Annotated in this window: 17 protein-coding genes and 5 pseudogenes; 11 read left to right on the forward strand and 11 right to left on the reverse strand. The window is 56.0% G+C overall.

Annotated elements, in window-relative coordinates; all coding sequences use genetic code 11:
• Positions 1-59: 59 nt before the first annotated feature.
• Together L2Y28_RS23115 and ampR are read left to right on the forward strand one after the other, a co-directional pair.
• On the forward strand, positions 60-716 hold the full coding sequence (locus tag L2Y28_RS23115; protein WP_012579084.1) for a quinolone resistance pentapeptide repeat protein QnrA1: 657 nt from the start codon (positions 60-62) through the stop codon (positions 714-716).
• A gap of 185 nt (positions 717-901) precedes the next feature.
• Entirely contained in the window at positions 902-1,777 is an 876-nt protein-coding gene (ampR, locus tag L2Y28_RS23120) for a LysR family transcriptional regulator AmpR (protein WP_004193231.1), read from the forward strand.
• Positions 1,778-1,780: 3 nt separating this feature from the next.
• On the opposite strand, the gene hypA is transcribed toward ampR, so the two are convergent.
• Positions 1,781-2,146, reverse strand: coding sequence for a hydrogenase maturation nickel metallochaperone HypA (hypA, locus tag L2Y28_RS23125; RefSeq protein ID WP_025999322.1), 366 nt, complete (start codon positions 2,144-2,146; stop codon positions 1,781-1,783).
• Here hypA and L2Y28_RS23130 point away from each other — a divergent pair.
• From L2Y28_RS23130 to L2Y28_RS23150, 5 genes and pseudogenes are all read left to right on the forward strand, one after another.
• On the forward strand, positions 2,039-2,374 hold the full coding sequence (locus L2Y28_RS23130) for a multidrug efflux SMR transporter (protein ID WP_052238321.1): 336 nt from the start codon (positions 2,039-2,041) through the stop codon (positions 2,372-2,374). The two genes, hypA and L2Y28_RS23130, sit on opposite strands and share 108 nt — an antisense overlap.
• Positions 2,368-3,207: a sulfonamide-resistant dihydropteroate synthase Sul1 gene (gene sul1, locus L2Y28_RS23135; protein ID WP_000259031.1), complete on the forward strand. Its 840-nt coding sequence runs from the start codon at positions 2,368-2,370 to the stop codon at positions 3,205-3,207. Before L2Y28_RS23130 ends, sul1 begins: the two co-directional genes overlap by 7 nt.
• A gap of 127 nt (positions 3,208-3,334) precedes the next feature.
• Positions 3,335-3,835 carry a GNAT family N-acetyltransferase gene (locus tag L2Y28_RS23140; protein WP_000376623.1) on the forward strand — a complete coding sequence of 167 codons (501 nt, stop codon included), beginning with the start codon at positions 3,335-3,337 and terminating at the stop codon, positions 3,833-3,835.
• A 320-nt stretch (positions 3,836-4,155) separates the two neighbouring features.
• Positions 4,156-4,224 (forward strand): annotated as a pseudogene (locus tag L2Y28_RS23145) (EAL domain-containing protein); the annotation flags it as partial.
• Positions 4,225-4,341: 117 nt separating this feature from the next.
• A complete protein-coding gene (locus L2Y28_RS23150; RefSeq protein ID WP_001389365.1) occupies positions 4,342-5,106 on the forward strand; it encodes an IS6-like element IS6100 family transposase in 765 nt (254 codons plus the stop codon).
• Between the two features lie 139 nt (positions 5,107-5,245).
• Here the strand turns inward: L2Y28_RS23150 and L2Y28_RS23155 are convergent.
• The 8 genes and pseudogenes from L2Y28_RS23155 to merT all read right to left on the reverse strand — a co-directional run.
• A pseudogene (locus L2Y28_RS23155) lies at positions 5,246-5,311 on the reverse strand (EAL domain-containing protein); the annotation flags it as partial.
• 2 nt (positions 5,312-5,313) lie between these two features.
• A pseudogene (locus L2Y28_RS23160) lies at positions 5,314-5,499 on the reverse strand (DUF3330 domain-containing protein); the annotation flags it as partial.
• A gap of 65 nt (positions 5,500-5,564) precedes the next feature.
• On the reverse strand, positions 5,565-5,801 hold the full coding sequence (merE, locus tag L2Y28_RS23165) for a broad-spectrum mercury transporter MerE (RefSeq protein WP_001087807.1): 237 nt from the start codon (positions 5,799-5,801) through the stop codon (positions 5,565-5,567).
• Positions 5,798-6,163: a mercury resistance co-regulator MerD gene (gene merD, locus L2Y28_RS23170; RefSeq protein WP_001277466.1), complete on the reverse strand. Its 366-nt coding sequence runs from the start codon at positions 6,161-6,163 to the stop codon at positions 5,798-5,800. The genes merE and merD overlap by 4 nt, the downstream gene beginning before the upstream one ends.
• A gap of 17 nt (positions 6,164-6,180) precedes the next feature.
• Positions 6,181-7,866, reverse strand: a complete 1,686-nt coding sequence (gene merA / locus L2Y28_RS23175; protein ID WP_000209296.1) for a mercury(II) reductase — start codon at positions 7,864-7,866, stop codon at positions 6,181-6,183.
• A 38-nt stretch (positions 7,867-7,904) separates the two neighbouring features.
• A complete protein-coding gene (gene merC, locus L2Y28_RS23180) occupies positions 7,905-8,330 on the reverse strand; it encodes an organomercurial transporter MerC (protein ID WP_000522996.1) in 426 nt (141 codons plus the stop codon).
• 27 nt (positions 8,331-8,357) lie between these two features.
• Positions 8,358-8,633 carry a mercury resistance system periplasmic binding protein MerP gene (gene merP / locus L2Y28_RS23185; protein ID WP_000732275.1) on the reverse strand — a complete coding sequence of 92 codons (276 nt, stop codon included), beginning with the start codon at positions 8,631-8,633 and terminating at the stop codon, positions 8,358-8,360.
• A gap of 15 nt (positions 8,634-8,648) precedes the next feature.
• Positions 8,649-9,014: a mercuric ion transporter MerT gene (gene merT / locus L2Y28_RS23190; protein WP_001294656.1), complete on the reverse strand. Its 366-nt coding sequence runs from the start codon at positions 9,012-9,014 to the stop codon at positions 8,649-8,651.
• A gap of 71 nt (positions 9,015-9,085) precedes the next feature.
• Here merT and merR point away from each other — a divergent pair, with 71 nt between their 5' ends.
• Entirely contained in the window at positions 9,086-9,541 is a 456-nt protein-coding gene (gene merR, locus L2Y28_RS23195) for an Hg(II)-responsive transcriptional regulator (protein ID WP_001166628.1), read from the forward strand.
• Positions 9,542-9,606: 65 nt separating this feature from the next.
• Entirely contained in the window at positions 9,607-10,215 is a 609-nt protein-coding gene (locus tag L2Y28_RS23200; RefSeq protein ID WP_000289256.1) for an HNH endonuclease signature motif containing protein, read from the forward strand.
• 606 nt (positions 10,216-10,821) lie between these two features.
• Here the strand turns inward: L2Y28_RS23200 and L2Y28_RS23205 are convergent.
• Positions 10,822-11,226 carry an H-NS family nucleoid-associated regulatory protein gene (locus L2Y28_RS23205; RefSeq protein ID WP_001287391.1) on the reverse strand — a complete coding sequence of 135 codons (405 nt, stop codon included), beginning with the start codon at positions 11,224-11,226 and terminating at the stop codon, positions 10,822-10,824.
• Positions 11,227-11,431: 205 nt separating this feature from the next.
• Here L2Y28_RS23205 and L2Y28_RS23210 point away from each other — a divergent pair, with 205 nt between their 5' ends.
• On the forward strand, positions 11,432-12,136 hold the full coding sequence (locus L2Y28_RS23210; RefSeq protein WP_001067855.1) for an IS6-like element IS26 family transposase: 705 nt from the start codon (positions 11,432-11,434) through the stop codon (positions 12,134-12,136).
• A 54-nt stretch (positions 12,137-12,190) separates the two neighbouring features.
• A pseudogene (locus tag L2Y28_RS23215) lies at positions 12,191-15,084 on the forward strand (Tn3 family transposase); the annotation flags it as partial.
• A gap of 36 nt (positions 15,085-15,120) precedes the next feature.
• On the opposite strand, the pseudogene L2Y28_RS23220 reads toward L2Y28_RS23215, so the two are convergent.
• Positions 15,121-15,291: pseudogene (locus L2Y28_RS23220) on the reverse strand (transposase); the annotation flags it as partial.
• Positions 15,292-15,863: the final 572 nt, after the last annotated feature.

Genomic DNA, 15,863 nt, shown 5'->3' on the forward strand with positions numbered 1-15,863 from the left:
AAAAAGGTGGTTTATACTTCCTATACCCGTTAGCACCCTCCCTGATTAAAGGAAGCCGTATGGATATTATTGATAAAGTTTTTCAGCAAGAGGATTTCTCACGCCAGGATTTGAGTGACAGCCGTTTTCGCCGCTGCCGCTTTTATCAGTGTGACTTCAGCCACTGTCAGCTGCAGGATGCCAGTTTCGAGGATTGCAGTTTCATTGAAAGCGGCGCCGTTGAAGGGTGTCACTTCAGCTATGCCGATCTGCGCGATGCCAGTTTCAAGGCCTGCCGTCTGTCTTTGGCCAACTTCAGCGGTGCCAACTGCTTTGGCATAGAGTTCAGGGAGTGCGATCTCAAGGGCGCCAACTTTTCCCGGGCCCGCTTCTACAATCAAGTCAGCCATAAGATGTACTTCTGCTCGGCTTATATCTCAGGTTGCAACCTGGCCTATACCAACTTGAGTGGCCAATGCCTGGAAAAATGCGAGCTGTTTGAAAACAACTGGAGCAATGCCAATCTCAGCGGCGCTTCCTTGATGGGCTCAGATCTCAGCCGCGGCACCTTCTCCCGCGACTGTTGGCAACAGGTCAATCTGCGGGGCTGTGACCTGACCTTTGCCGATCTGGATGGGCTCGACCCCAGACGGGTCAACCTCGAAGGAGTCAAGATCTGTGCCTGGCAACAGGAGCAACTGCTGGAACCCTTGGGAGTAATAGTGCTGCCGGATTAGCTCGAATGCAAACACAAGAGGCAAATATCACTTGAGTTCCGCGCTACAACAAGGCAGATTCTGCTATAGCAGAGTATTACCGCCGGAATGCCGTTTCTCTGCTGCCGCAGCCGACGTTATACCTTCCCTTCAAAGGAGGCATTATGAAGACTCAACTGCCCTAAAGAAAAACTTACAGGTGGATTATGGTCAGACGTTATCTCCCCCTTAACCCGCTGCGCGCCTTTGAGGCCGCCGCCCGTCATCTCAGTTTTACCCGCGCGGCGATTGAGCTGAATGTCACCCATGCCGCCGTCAGCCAGCAGGTCAGGGCGCTGGAAGAACAACTCGGCTGTGTGCTGTTTACCCGCGTCTCGCGCGGGCTGGTGCTGACCCATGAAGGTGAGGGATTACTGCCGGTGCTCAATGAGGCGTTTGACCGGATTGCGGATACTCTGGAGTGTTTTTCTCACGGGCAGTTCCGTGAGCGGGTGAAAGTCGGTGCGGTGGGAACATTTGCCGCAGGCTGGCTGCTGCCGCGTCTGGCCGGATTCTATGACAGCCATCCGCATATTGATCTGCATATCTCCACCCATAACAATCATGTGGACCCGGCGGCGGAAGGGCATGATTATACGATCCGTTTCGGTAACGGCGCGTGGCATGAGTCAGATGCGGAACTGATTTTCAGTGCACCACACGCTCCGCTGTGCTCACCGGCCATTGCAGAACAGTTACAGCAGCCGGATGATGTTCACCGCTTTACCCTGCTGCGCTCATTCCGCCGGGATGAATGGAGCCGCTGGCTGGATTGTGCGGGCGGCACACCGCCTTCCCCGTCACAGCCGGTAATGGTGTTCGATACCTCACTGGCCATGGCCGAGGCGGCACAACTGGGTGCCGGGGTAGCGATCGCACCGGTATGTATGTTCAGCCGCCTGTTACAGTCAGGCGCACTGGTACAGCCGTTTGCCGCAGAAATCACCCTCGGCGGCTACTGGCTGACGCGGTTACAGTCCCGTACGGAAACCCCGGCCATGCAGCAATTCGCCCGCTGGCTGCTGAATACGGCGGCGGCGTAAAACTCACTCACCTTCCAGGCTTTTTACCCGCAAATCATCACCTTCACTGATGCGCAGCCGTTCACTGCCGCAGTGCGGACAGCATCCGGCGTGCTGCATGATTTCGGCCTCACGGCTGCAATCCCAGCACCATGCCTGTGCCGGGATAACATCAATATGCAGTGTGCAGCCCTGCGCCACGGTATCACGGCAGGCGATATCAAAACAGAAATGCAGTGCACTCTCCTCAACATCCGCCAGTGCGCCGACTTCCAGCCAGACATCCGTTACCCGCGCAATGCCGTGCTGTTCAGCCTGTTCGCGGATAATGTCCGCCGCACCGAGGGCTTTACTAAGCTTGCCCCTTCCGCCGTTGTCATAATCGGTTATGGCATCGCATTTTATTTTCTTTCTCTGGTTCTGAAATCCATCCCTGTCGGTGTTGCTTATGCAGTCTGGTCGGGACTCGGCGTCGTCATAATTACAGCCATTGCCTGGTTGCTTCATGGGCAAAAGCTTGATGCGTGGGGCTTTGTAGGTATGGGGCTCATAATTGCTGCCTTTTTGCTCGCCCGATCCCCATCGTGGAAGTCGCTGCGGAGGCCGACGCCATGGTGACGGTGTTCGGCATTCTGAATCTCACCGAGGACTCCTTCTTCGATGAGAGCCGGCGGCTAGACCCCGCCGGCGCTGTCACCGCGGCGATCGAAATGCTGCGAGTCGGATCAGACGTCGTGGATGTCGGACCGGCCGCCAGCCATCCGGACGCGAGGCCTGTATCGCCGGCCGATGAGATCAGACGTATTGCGCCGCTCTTAGACGCCCTGTCCGATCAGATGCACCGTGTTTCAATCGACAGCTTCCAACCGGAAACCCAGCGCTATGCGCTCAAGCGCGGCGTGGGCTACCTGAACGATATCCAAGGATTTCCTGACCCTGCGCTCTATCCCGATATTGCTGAGGCGGACTGCAGGCTGGTGGTTATGCACTCAGCGCAGCGGGATGGCATCGCCACCCGCACCGGTCACCTTCGACCCGAAGACGCGCTCGACGAGATTGTGCGGTTCTTCGAGGCGCGGGTTTCCGCCTTGCGACGGAGCGGGGTCGCTGCCGACCGGCTCATCCTCGATCCGGGGATGGGATTTTTCTTGAGCCCCGCACCGGAAACATCGCTGCACGTGCTGTCGAACCTTCAAAAGCTGAAGTCGGCGTTGGGGCTTCCGCTATTGGTCTCGGTGTCGCGGAAATCCTTCTTGGGCGCCACCGTTGGCCTTCCTGTAAAGGATCTGGGTCCAGCGAGCCTTGCGGCGGAACTTCACGCGATCGGCAATGGCGCTGACTACGTCCGCACCCACGCGCCTGGAGATCTGCGAAGCGCAATCACCTTCTCGGAAACCCTCGCGAAATTTCGCAGTCGCGACGCCAGAGACCGAGGGTTAGATCATGCCTAGCATTCACCTTCCGGCCGCCCGCTAGCGGACCCTGGTCAGGTTCCGCGAAGGTGGGCGCAGACATGCTGGGCTCGTCAGGATCAAACTGCACTATGAGGCGGCGGTTCATACCGCGCCAGGGGAGCGAATGGACAGCGAGGAGCCTCCGAACGTTCGGGTCGCCTGCTCGGGTGATATCGACGAGGTTGTGCGGCTGATGCACGACGCTGCGGCGTGGATGTCCGCCAAGGGAACGCCCGCCTGGGACGTCGCGCGGATCGACCGGACATTCGCGGAGACCTTCGTCCTGAGATCCGAGCTCCTAGTCGCGAGTTGCAGCGACGGCATCGTCGGCTGTTGCACCTTGTCGGCCGAGGATCCCGAGTTCTGGCCCGACGCCCTCAAGGGGGAGGCCGCATATCTGCACAAGCTCGCGGTGCGACGGACACATGCGGGCCGGGGTGTCAGCTCCGCGCTGATCGAGGCTTGCCGCCATGCCGCGCGAACGCAGGGGTGCGCCAAGCTGCGGCTCGACTGCCACCCGAACCTGCGTGGCCTATACGAGCGGCTCGGATTCACCCACGTCGACACTTTCAATCCCGGCTGGGATCCAACCTTCATCGCAGAACGCCTAGAACTCGAAATCTAACGTCCGTTCGGGCATCGAGGTCCATGTCGGGGTGGGACGGGCCCGTGGCTTCAAGATCACTTGCAGTCCGACCGCGATGTCTTGGTTGCGCGAGAGGTTGTCGATATCCTCCACTTCCATCATCAACCCTGGATAATGCCGCCGCCGTCATCGCCGCCGACGCCCGTGCCGGGCTTTTCGGGCCTGTCAGGCTTGCTCGGCCTTCAGCCTGCCTGGGCGAGATCTCCGGCGGACGGATTAACGGCGGAGCTTCGCCGCCTTTCGTGCGTGTGAAGGCCGAAGATAGTTCTCTCAAAAACATCCGTTTATGAGAGATACCAAATGTCATTTTCAGAAGACGACTGCACCAGTTGATTGGGCGTAATGGCTGTTGTGCAGCCAGCTCCTGACAGTTCAATATCAGAAGTGATCTGCACCAATCTCGACTATGCTCAATACTCGTGTGGGCTCTGTTGCAAAAATCGTGAAGCTTGAGCATGCTTGGCGGAGATTGGACGGACGGAACGATGACGGATTTCAAGTGGCGCCATTTCCAGGGTGATGTGATCCTGTGGGCGGTGCGCTGGTATTGTCGCTATCCGATCAGCTATCGCGACCTTGAGGAAATGCTGGCGGAACGCGGCATTTCGGTCGACCATACGACGATCTATCGCTGGGTCCAGTGCTACGCCCCGGAGATGGAGAAGCGGCTGCGCTGGTTCTGGCGGCGTGGCTTTGATCCGAGCTGGCGCCTGGATGAAACCTACGTCAAGGTGCGGGGCAAGTGGACCTACCTGTACCGGGCAGTCGACAAGCGGGGCGACACGATCGATTTCTACCTGTCGCCGACCCGCAGCGCCAAGGCAGCGAAGCGGTTCCTGGGCAAGGCCCTGCGAGGCCTGAAGCACTGGGAAAAGCCTGCCACGCTCAATACCGACAAAGCGCCGAGCTATGGTGCAGCGATCACCGAATTGAAGCGCGAAGGAAAGCTGGACCGGGAGACGGCCCACCGGCAGGTGAAGTATCTCAATAACGTGATCGAGGCCGATCACGGAAAGCTCAAGATACTGATCAAGCCGGTGCGCGGTTTCAAATCGATCCCCACGGCCTATGCCACGATCAAGGGATTCGAAGTCATGCGAGCCCTGCGCAAAGGACAGGCTCGCCCCTGGTGCCTGCAGCCCGGCATCAGGGGCGAGGTGCGCCTTGTGGAGAGAGCTTTTGGCATTGGGCCCTCGGCGCTGACGGAGGCCATGGGCATGCTCAACCACCATTTCGCAGCAGCCGCCTGATCGGCGCAGAGCGACAGCCTACCTCTGACTGCCGCCAATCTTTGCAACAGAGCCTCCGTCGCCATGCTCACCTCGCTTTGGTGCACACGAGTATTGAGCATAGTCGAGATTGGTGCAGATCACTTCTGATATTGAACTGTCAGGAGCTGGCTGCACAACAGCCATTACGCCCAATCAACTGGTGCAGTCGTCTTCTGAAAATGACAGGACAGGCGCAATGTCAGATTCTGTCGCGGCCTTGGCGCGTGCCTGGAAGCGTTCATAGCAATCCAGCCCGCAGAAATGTTCGACGTATTCCGCGCCTTCCGGGGTGAAGGCGGCATCGAGCGGAATTTCTTTGCAGCATACGCAGCAGGTGGTGCAACTGGCAGTGTTCGGGGCGTTTGCGTTCATGGTGGTACTCCTCCAGATTGGTAGCGAAGCTCAAAGCTGCCCACTCTCGGCTGGCTGGGAAGCGGTCATGATCTTCCCTTGAAGGCCCGCAGCAGCCGCGTCACAGACAGGACAAACAAGCCGGTCAGCGTGAGGGCTGCAATACCCCAGTGCTCCCCGATGAACGCGCCGGCCGTCGTGCCGGCTAGCACAATGGCGAGAATCGGCAAATGGCAGGGACAGGTGAGCACGGCCAGCGCGCCCCACAAGTAGCCGGTGATCGGTTTGTGCGTCTCAGACGGCAAGTGCTCTGGGCTGTTCATGGCAGACTCTCCGCGTGCTGTGCCGGTTCGGTTGGCATGGCGGCCAGTTGCATTTCGAGGCTGGCCAGGGCCTCGCGCCGACGCTCGACGAGTTGCCGCAACACGGCAAGCTGCGCAGACGCACCGTCACCGTCCGCAGCATCCAGCGCCCGGCACAGCCGCGCCAGTGCGTCCAGGCCGATACCCGCTTCGAAGGCAGCCCGTACAAAGCGCAGCCGTTGCAACGCGGTGTCATCGAACAAGCCGTAGCCGCCCGTGGTGTACGCGACCGGCCGTAGCAATCCGCGCAGCAGGTAGTCGCGCACGATATGCACGCTCACCCCGGCATCAAGGGCCAGCCGGGACACTGTGTAGGCGCTCATTGAACACCTCCTTTTCCTCATCCGGCGCAGCACGAAAGCTGCTTCACGTCCTTGCTGAAGGTCTGCGCCGCGAGCTTCAGCCCTTCGACCATGGTCAGGTAGGGGAACAATTGGTCGGCCAGTTCCTGCACGGTCATACGGTTGCGAATGGCGAGCACCGCCGTCTGGATCAGTTCACCCGCTTCCGGGGCCACCGCTTGCACGCCGATGAGCCGTCCGCTACCTTCCTCGATGACCAGCTTGATGAAGCCGCGTGTGTCGAAGTTGGCAAGCGCACGCGGCACGTTATCCAGTGTTAGCAGGCGACTGTCGGTCTCGATCCCGTCGTGATGTGCTTCCGCCTCGCTGTAGCCCACGGTGGCGACCTGCGGGTCGGTGAACACCACGGCCGGCATTGCGGTCAGGTCCAGGGCCGCATCGCCGCCAGTCATGTTGATCGCCGCACGAGTGCCGGCCGCTGCCGCCACATAGACGAACTGCGGCTGGTCGGTGCAGTCGCCGGCCGCGTAGATGTTCGGGCTACTGGTGCGCATGCCCTTGTCGATGACGATGGCCCCCTGCGCATTGACGGCTACCCCCGCCGCTTCCAATGCCAGGCTGCGCGTGTTCGGTGTCCGGCCGGTGGCGACCAGCAGCTTGTCGGCGCGCAATTCACCGTGCGTGGTGGTCAGCACGAATTCACCGTCCATATGGGCGACCTGGCTGGCTTGCGTGTGCTCCAGCACCTCGATGCCCTCGGCACGGAAAGCGGCTGTCACCGCCTCGCCGATGGCCGGGTCTTCACGGAAGAACAAGGTATTGCGCGCCAGGGCCGTGACCTTGCTGCCCAGCCGGGCAAAGGCTTGCGCCAGCTCCAGCGCCACCACCGACGAGCCGATTACGGCAAGGCGTTCGGGAATGGTGTCGCTCGCCAGGGCCTCGGTGGAAGTCCAGTAGGGTGACTCTTTCAAGCCCGGAATCGGCGGGACCGCCGGGCTGGCACCCGTGGCGACCAGGCAGCGGTCGAACATCACGACGCGCTCGCCACCCTCGTTCAAACTAACGATAAGGCTCTGGTCGTCCTTGAAACGCGCTTCACCGTGCAGAACGGTGATGGCTGAATTGCCGTCCAGGATGCCTTCGTACTTGGCATGACGGAGTTCTTCGACACGGGCCTGCTGCTGGGCCAGCAGCCGCTCGCGCAAGATCGTCGGCGGTGTGGGTGGCATGCCGCCGTCGAATGGGCTTTCCCGGCGCAGATGGGCGATGTGGGCGGCGCGGATCATGATCTTGGACGGCACACAACCGACGTTGACGCAGGTGCCGCCGATGGTGCCGCGCTCAATCAGCGTGACCTGCGCGCCTTGCTCGACGGCCTTCAGTGCTGCCGCCATCGCGGCTCCACCGCTACCAATGACGACGACCTGCAACGGGCGTTCGTTGCCACTGGGCTTATCAGCGGCCCCTATCCAGCCGCGCATCTTGTCGAGCAGGCCGGCGCGGTTGTCCGTCGGTGGCGCATCGGCAAGCGTTGCCTCGTAGCCCAGTCCGGCCACGGCGGTAGTCAGCGCATCCGATGACGTGCCCGCCTCAATGGCGAGTTGCGCTGTGCCCTTCGGATAGGACACCAGCGCCGATTGCACGCCGGGCACTTTCTCCAAGGCTTCCTTGACGTGAGCCGCGCACGAGTCGCAGGTCATCCCGGTGATTTTCAGGGTGGTCATGTATTTTTCCTTTTCTGTGGTGGCTACGGCTGTTGCCGTCAGCCACGTTGTTCTGGCAATTCACAGCTGTCCGGCCCGCAGCGGCGATGTGCTGGCGAGATGAAATCCCAGACCGACACCCCAACCATCAAGGCCAGGCCGACATAGAGCAGTCCACCGCTCTGCCAGCCGTAAGCCCGCATTAAAAACACCGCTGCCAGCACCAAGATCGGGCCTATCGTGCCGAGCGCCGTGCGTCGCCACTGTCGATGATTGAGCCAAGCGATAGCATTGGCGAGTAACGCGATGCCGGCGAACATCGGCAGCAGGATGCCAATGAATAGCCCCTCGTACTGGCTCAAGAAGCCCAGTCCGATGGCCGCGCCAAAGCTGGCGATGGCAGGAAAACAGGCGGCGCAGCCCATCGCGGAAACGACGCTGCCGAGCGCGCCGGTTTTGCCAGCGATGCGCGTGATGAGTCCCATGTGTCGCTCCCGAGTTCGGTTAACGGATCAGCGTTTGAGGCTGGACGGATAGCCCGCGTCCTCGGTCGCCTTGGTCAACTTCTGGACGTTGGTCTTGGCATCGTCGAAGGTGACGACGGCCTGGCGCTTGTCGAAACTTACGTCGGTCTTGCTCACGCCCTCAACCTTGGAAAGCGCGTGCTTGACAGTGATCGGGCAAGAGGCGCAGGTCATGCCAGGCACGGACAGCGTGACGGTCTGGGTGGCGGCCCACACGGGGGCAACAACGGCAGCGAGGGCGAGGGCGGCAAACAGTTTTTTCATGATGAACTCCTGTGATTAATAGAAAAATGGCATGACGTAGGGAAATCCGAGCGAGACCAGGACCAGCGCGGCCACGATCCAGAAAATGAGCTTGTAAGTAGCTCGCACTTGGGGAATCGCGCAGACCTCACCCGGTTTGCAGGCTTGCGCCGGGCGGTAGATGCGCCGCCAGGCGAAAAACAGCGCGACCAGCGCTGCGCCGATGAAGATCGGGCGATAGGGTTCCAGCACCGTCAGGTTGCCGATCCATGCCCCGCTGAACCCCAAGGCGATCAAAACCAGCGGCCCCAGGCAGCAGGCCGACGCAAGAATGGCGGCCAGCCCACCGGCGAAGAGCGCGCCGCGCCCGTTTTGTGGTTCAGACTTTTGTGGTTCAGACATACGCTTGTCCTTTCAAATTTGGTTTGGATAGCTTAAGCTTACTTCCGTAGTTATGTACGGAGTCAAGCGATATGCAAATTAATTTTGAGAATCTGACCATTGGCGTTTTTGCCAAGGCGGCCGGGGTCAATGTGGAGACCATCCGGTTCTACCAGCGCAAGGGCCTGCTGCCGGAGCCAGACAAGCCCTATGGCAGCATTCGCCGCTATGGCGAGGCGGATGTAACACGAGTGCGGTTCGTGAAATCGGCCCAGCGGCTGGGCTTTAGCCTGGACGAAATCGCCGAGCTACTGCGGCTGGAGGATGGCACCCATTGCGAGGAAGCCAGCGGCCTGGCCGAGCACAAGCTCAAGGATGTGCGCGAGAAGATGGCCGACTTGGCACGCATGGAGGCCGTGCTGTCTGAACTGGTGTGCGCCTGCCATGCGCGGAAAGGGAACGTTTCCTGCCCGCTGATTGCGTCACTGCAAGACGGAACGAAGCTCGCTGCATCGGCGCGGGGGAGTCACGGGGTGACTACGCCTTAGCGTGCTTTATTTTCCGAATTCTGAGACGACCCCTGTGTGTTGAAAGACAAGATGAGAACCATGATGTGTACGTAGGTAAATTCATCCAGTTACATGTAGCCGCTAATAAGAGCCTTAAGATCGTCGAAATGGGCGATGTGAAACTGGTGGCCATAACCAGCTCGATTCCTACCACTTTTAATGGTGGGATAAAGAGATACAAAGGGGTTACGTATGTGTCACTTTCCCAAACAGCTCAAACCACTATCGACTTCCCGAAGCGTATCTACAAAGAGGGCCAGGAATGTACTTCTGTCACCAGTCCTGACCAAGGTCCTTTCGCCCGGGATGTTAGGTTGAATTGCTACGGGCGATGTGTTGTCACCGGCGTAAGGTCCCCCTGGCGTACTGAGGCCGCGCACTTAACGCCACGTCATGAAGAAGGCATTCCCGACGTAACGAACGGAATTTTACTTCGCCGTGATATCCATACACTGTTCGACAATGACCATTGCGCCATAAACCCTGACACTATGAAAATTTACTTCAGCCGGGAGGCCCGGGAGTTGGATGATGATCTCCTGAAATGGCATGGGAATGAGATAGAGACGACACGCATGCAGGTTCCGGTTAACATCGAAAACCTTCGGATACGATGGCAAAAATTTAAGGCTAAGGATCGTCAGCGTAAATAAAGCCATAAGCTGAACCACGGCGAGGATTAGTCTTGTTCACTAAATGACAGCGAGAGATTAAATGCAAACCCAAAAAGATATTACAGTTGGCCAGATCTGGGAAGAAGTGGATCCAAGACTGATCCGGAAAGTGCGAGTTGTTGAGGTGGCCTCGTTAGAAGGGCCCAAAGGCATCCTAATCGAAAACGTGGAGTCTGGTCGTAAGAACTGGGCGTCGTCATCCCGCTTTAATGGAAAGCGTGGAGGGTATCGTCTTATTTCCTGAAGGTTTTGCCAATATGGGAAACTGAAGAGGTTGAAACCATCCCGGTGAGGGAGCATATCTGGTAAAGAAGAGTCTTTAAAAAGGTTTTACGCGACCTGGGATAATAAACGGGAAAACGATACCCAAAAAAAGAATACAGCGATGATAACGATAAGGAATGGTAAGGGCTTCAATATTTTGAGAAATGACCTGGCTTACTTTGCATCTGCATTTCTAATCAAACTGTCCACATAGGGATCACAGCTCTTAGGTTCTGAATTTTTCATATGTTCTGTACCTGAAATTGATTCCGTATGAGAAAAGGCCACCGAAGTGGCCTCTATCAAAACTGGTGGCAAAAGTTAGATCAGGAAATCATCAAGACTTTTACCGGCTGCAATTTGTTCTGCCAGAGCTTTGGGGGTACGGCCCTGTCCAGTCCACGTTTTTGTTTCGCCATTTTCATCAGTAAATGAGTATTTGGCCGGGCGTGGTTCACGGCTTTTCTTGGTAGCCGTAGATTTGGCCTGGAATGAGCCAAGCAGCTCTTCCGGGTTGATACCATCTTCTTCCATTAACTTACGCAGGGCGTCAAGTTTCTCCTGACGAGCTTGCAGTTCGGCAGCTTTGGATGATTCTTCCTGACGACGCTCATCAACAATGACATTAAGCTTTTCGAGGATTTCCTCAAGTACTTCTAAAGGCAGCTCGCGGCCCTGGGCGCGAAGAGTACGAATATTGTTTAACGATTTGAGTGCTTCAGACATACGACCTCACTTTCTAATTCTTTGATAAGGATTTACTTAATCATAATACACTCTATAAGGAAAAAGATGCCAGCTTTATGTCTTCAGGTACAAAGATATCTTGCTAAGAATACTCCTTATCTTCCTTGTGCAGACTGTTTCGGGCACTGTTGCAAATAGTCGGTGGTGATAAACTTATCATCCCCTTTTGCTGATGGAGCTGCACATGAACCCATTCAAAGGCCGGCATTTTCAGCGTGACATCATTCTGTGGGCCGTACGCTGGTACTGCAAATACGGCATCAGTTACCGTGAGCTGCAGGAGATGCTGGCTGAACGCGGAGTGAATGTCGATCACTCCACGATTTACCGCTGGGTTCAGCGTTATGCGCCTGAAATGGAAAAACGGCTGCGCTGGTACTGGCGTAACCCTTCCGATCTTTGCCCGTGGCACATGGATGAAACCTACGTGAAGGTCAATGGCCGCTGGGCGTATCTGTACCGGGCCGTCGACAGCCGGGGCCGCACTGTCGATTTTTATCTCTCCTCCCGTCGTAACAGCAAAGCTGCATACCGGTTTCTGGGTAAAATCCTCAACAACGTGAAGAAGTGGCAGATCCCGCGATTCATCAACACGGATAAAGCGCCCGCCTATGGTCGCGCGCTTGCTCTGCTCAAACGCGAAGGCCGGTGCCCGTCTGACGTTGAACACCGACAGATTAAGTACCGGAACAACGTGATTGAATGCGATCATGGCAAACTGAAACGGATAATCGGCGCCACGCTGGGATTTAAATCCATGAAGACGGCTTACGCCACCATCAAAGGTATTGAGGTGATGCGTGCACTACGCAAAGGCCAGGCCTCAGCATTTTATTATGGTGATCCCCTGGGCGAAATGCGCCTGGTAAGCAGAGTTTTTGAAATGTAAGGCCTTTGAATAAGACAAAAGGCTGCCTCATCGCTAACTTTGCAACAGTGCCCTTTCATCAACCTGCGTAGGGGCAGGCATAACCGGTTGGGAATTGCCCTTCAACTCACAACTGCCCGCTTTCTGGGAACCTTCTTGTCCGATCTCATGCAAATACCGCCCGGTGTCCAGTTTTATGTCGCAAGGCAACTTAACATCCGCTATCCAGAGATCATTTCCCGCTATGCTCAAAGGGAAAACACACGTTGGGAGCACCACGGGCTTATCAGGCAGCACTATAGCTATCATGATTTCGGTGATTTCCCGTGGTCGTTCAGACTGAAGCGATTGCTGTATACCCGTGCATGGCTCAGTAATGAACGCCCCGGACTGATGTTCGATTTTGCCACCGCGTGGTTGCTTCAAAATAAAGTGTTGTTGCCAGCCGCATCCACCCTGACGAGAGTCATTGGTGAAATCCGTGAGCGTGCGACCCGCCGCTTGTGGCGAAAATTGGCCGCGCTGCCAAACCGTTGGCAGACCGCACAACTGGCTGGGTTACTTGAAATCCCCGAAGGACAGCGACTCTCAGTGATGGAGCACCTAAAAAGAGGCCCTGTCACTATCAGCGGCCCCGCGTTCACTGAAGCACTTGAACGTTACACTCGCCTGCGCAGCCTGGAGTTTTCCTGTCTGAATTTCACTGGGCTGCCCGCCATACAGCTCCGCAATCTGGCACGCTATGCCGGAATGGCATCGGTGAAATATATCAGCAGAATGCCAGAAGAACGGCGGCTGGCGATCCTTACCGCATTCGTGAAAGCGCAAGAAATCTCGGCGCTGGACGAGGCCGTTGACGTGCTGGATATGCTGATCCTCAATATTACCCGGGAGGCGAAGAAAACCGGGCAGAAAAAGCGACTTAGGACGCTCAAGGATCTTGACCGCGCGGCGTTGCTGCTGGCGCGGGCATGCGCACTTTTACTTGATGAAGATACCGCCGATGATTTGCTGCGAAAGACCATATTCAGCAGTGTGTCTGTCGCCAGACTGGCAGAGTCCGTGGAAAAAGTGAATGAACTGGCCCGCCCCCAGGATACAAACTTTCAGGATGAAATGGTGGAGCAATACGGACGGGTAAGGCGTTTTTTGCCCGCACTACTGCGCGATCTGCACTTCCGTGCGGCCCCAGACGGTGAACATACCTTGGCTGCCATCCATTACCTGGCAGAGCTAAACGGCTCGAAAAAACGGATCCTGGACGATGCACCTGAACATATCATTTCAGGCCCTTGGAAACGCCTGGTGTACGATGCTGACGGTCGGATACAGCGAGCAGGTTACTCGTTGTGTCTGCTGGAGCGACTTCAGGATGCGCTACGCCGTCGTGACATCTGGTTGGAAAACAGCGATCGTTGGGGTGATCCGCGCCAAAAACTTCTTCAGGGGGAGGAATGGCAGGCGCAGCGGGTTCCAGTCTGCCGGGCATTGGGTCACCCCACTAATGGCAGTAAAGCATCGGAGCAATTGGCCGCTCAGTTAGATGAAACCTGGAAAACGGTGGCATCACGTTTTGATCGCAATACCGCCGTGGACATCTGCAATGAAGGTAAACATCCTTCGCTGACCATCAGCAGCCTGGATAAATTGGATGAACCACCGGCGCTGATACAACTGAGCAGCCGAGTCAGACAATTGCTTCCACCCGTTGACCTGACAGAACTGTTGCTCGAGATTGACGCCAGAACTGGCTTCACCCGTGAATTCAGCCATGTCAGCGAGTCAGGTGCCCGTGCGCAGGATCTGCATATAAGCCTGTGTGCGGTGATGCTGGCTGAGGCCTGCAATATCGGACATGAGCCGCTGATCAAGCACAATATCCCTGCACTGACTCGCCATCGTCTGAGCTGGGTGAAACAGAACTACATCCGAGCAGAAACGCTGGTTAGCGCCAATGCGCGGCTGGTTGATTTTCAGTCCTCGTTAGCGTTGGCAGGATACTGGGGGGCGGGGAGGTAGCCTCCGCTGATGGTATGCGTTTTGTCACGCCAGTGAAAACGGTGAATTCTGGCCCCAACAGAAAATACTTTGGTTCAGGGCGCGGCATCACCTGGTACAACTTTGTCTCTGACCAATATTCGGGTTTTCATGGCATAGTGATTCCTGGAACACTGCGGGATTCCATCTTTGTGCTGGAAGGGCTACTTGAGCAACAAACGGGACTAAACCCGGTTGAAATCATGACGGACACAGCAGGTACCAGTGACATTATCTTTGGCCTGTTCTGGCTACTGGGATACCAATTTTCACCTCGTCTGGCGGATGCGGGTGAGGCTGTGTTCTGGCGGGCCGACAAAGCAGCGAATTACGGGGCGTTGGACAAACTGGCGCGGGGTTGTGTTGACCTTTCTAAAATCGAAAGCCACTGGGATGAGATGATGCGGGTTGCCGGTTCGCTGAAGCTGGGCACTATTCATGCGTCAGAACTCATTCGATCGCTATTGAGAAGTACCCGACCGTCAGGGCTTGCTCAGGCAATAATGGAGGTCGGAAGAGTTAACAAGACACTGTATCTTCTCAACTATATTGATGATGAGGACTATCGTCGCCGGATCCTAACACAGTTGAACCGGGGTGAAGGCCGCCATGCCGTTGCAAGAGCCATCTGCTACGGTCAGCGTGGCGAGATCAGAAAACGTTACCGCGAGGGGCAGGAAGATCAGTTGGGTGCGCTGGGTCTGGTGACAAACGCAGTGGTGCTGTGGAATACGCTTTATATGCAGGAAGCCTTGTCGCACCTGCGCAGCATCGGGGAAGGGCCAGAGGATGAACATATCGCGCGGCTTTCGCCTCTGATGCACGGTCATATCAACATGCTGGGACATTATACGTTCACACTACCGGAGGATATTATGAAGGGGGAATTGAGGCCGTTAAATCTCAATTTAAACAATGAATTATCTCCTTAGCGTGGTTTTTTACATCATTGGCCCTCAAACCCCATGATGATGGTTTCGAAACGTCTTAAGGCCAAAGACTATCGAACGGTTTCCACGGGATTTAACGTCCTGAGCTCTAAGCCAGGGCTGATAACTTTGGCCATAGCCCACTCCTATGCCGTCACCTAGCGCATTTTCATAATCCAAATAGGATTTGAGACGCCTACCCCTACCCATGATCGTACCCAAAAAACGACATTGATACGTACCTATATGTGCATTTTATAGTCTCCAACCCTATAACCACACATTCAGTAAGCATACAACATTAGCGTCGTTTTTTGAGAATGGTTACAACTTTAGTGCTTTGTGTACAACTTTATTGTCTTCGGACAGTAGGACCCTCTAAAACCAATAGAATTTACGTAGAAACGCGTTTAGTAAAGGCTTTACTAATTACTAATGACTAACATATTAGCACTTTCAGATCTGTCAGCAATAACCCCGGGCGGCGAAATAATGAGAAGAGTTCTTCCGGAGAGCCTTTTCTTTCTATCTGATTGATTTTTAACACTTTTAAATGTCAGCTTTATGTAAACCTGTGGGATTTACTCCTAATTAAATCCCATAGTATGAAAATTAGGCATTTGCAAACCTTAATGACGTGACGTTGTCACGTAAATCAATGGAATTTAGTCTCTAGTAAAGAGTTAACTAGTGACTAACTGCCTGATCGGTGTGCTTGAACGGTGCACTTCAGGCCGGATATAAAAATTGATGAGAGATATACAGAAAATGATGGACCGGCT

Origin of the sequence: Enterobacter sp. JH25 (assembly GCF_021725435.1) — a bacterium.
GTDB classification, from domain to species: domain Bacteria; phylum Pseudomonadota; class Gammaproteobacteria; order Enterobacterales; family Enterobacteriaceae; genus Enterobacter; species Enterobacter intestinihominis.

Excerpts from the sequence above, each read along its gene's own strand:
- L2Y28_RS23115 (WP_012579084.1), top strand. The coding sequence starts at position 60 with ATGGATATTATTGATAAAGTTTTTCAGCAAGAGGATTTCTCACGCCAG.
- ampR (WP_004193231.1), top strand. The coding sequence starts at position 902 with ATGGTCAGACGTTATCTCCCCCTTAACCCGCTGCGCGCCTTTGAGGCC.
- sul1 (WP_000259031.1), top strand. The coding sequence starts at position 2,368 with ATGGTGACGGTGTTCGGCATTCTGAATCTCACCGAGGACTCCTTCTTC.
- L2Y28_RS23140 (WP_000376623.1), top strand. The coding sequence starts at position 3,335 with ATGGACAGCGAGGAGCCTCCGAACGTTCGGGTCGCCTGCTCGGGTGAT.
- L2Y28_RS23150 (WP_001389365.1), top strand. The coding sequence starts at position 4,342 with ATGACGGATTTCAAGTGGCGCCATTTCCAGGGTGATGTGATCCTGTGG.
- merE (WP_001087807.1), bottom strand. The coding sequence starts at position 5,801 with ATGAACAGCCCAGAGCACTTGCCGTCTGAGACGCACAAACCGATCACC.
- merD (WP_001277466.1), bottom strand. The coding sequence starts at position 6,163 with ATGAGCGCCTACACAGTGTCCCGGCTGGCCCTTGATGCCGGGGTGAGC.
- merA (WP_000209296.1), bottom strand. The coding sequence starts at position 7,866 with ATGACCACCCTGAAAATCACCGGGATGACCTGCGACTCGTGCGCGGCT.
- merC (WP_000522996.1), bottom strand. The coding sequence starts at position 8,330 with ATGGGACTCATCACGCGCATCGCTGGCAAAACCGGCGCGCTCGGCAGC.
- merP (WP_000732275.1), bottom strand. The coding sequence starts at position 8,633 with ATGAAAAAACTGTTTGCCGCCCTCGCCCTCGCTGCCGTTGTTGCCCCC.
- merT (WP_001294656.1), bottom strand. The coding sequence starts at position 9,014 with ATGTCTGAACCACAAAAGTCTGAACCACAAAACGGGCGCGGCGCGCTC.
- merR (WP_001166628.1), top strand. The coding sequence starts at position 9,086 with ATGCAAATTAATTTTGAGAATCTGACCATTGGCGTTTTTGCCAAGGCG.
- L2Y28_RS23205 (WP_001287391.1), bottom strand. The coding sequence starts at position 11,226 with ATGTCTGAAGCACTCAAATCGTTAAACAATATTCGTACTCTTCGCGCC.
- L2Y28_RS23210 (WP_001067855.1), top strand. The coding sequence starts at position 11,432 with ATGAACCCATTCAAAGGCCGGCATTTTCAGCGTGACATCATTCTGTGG.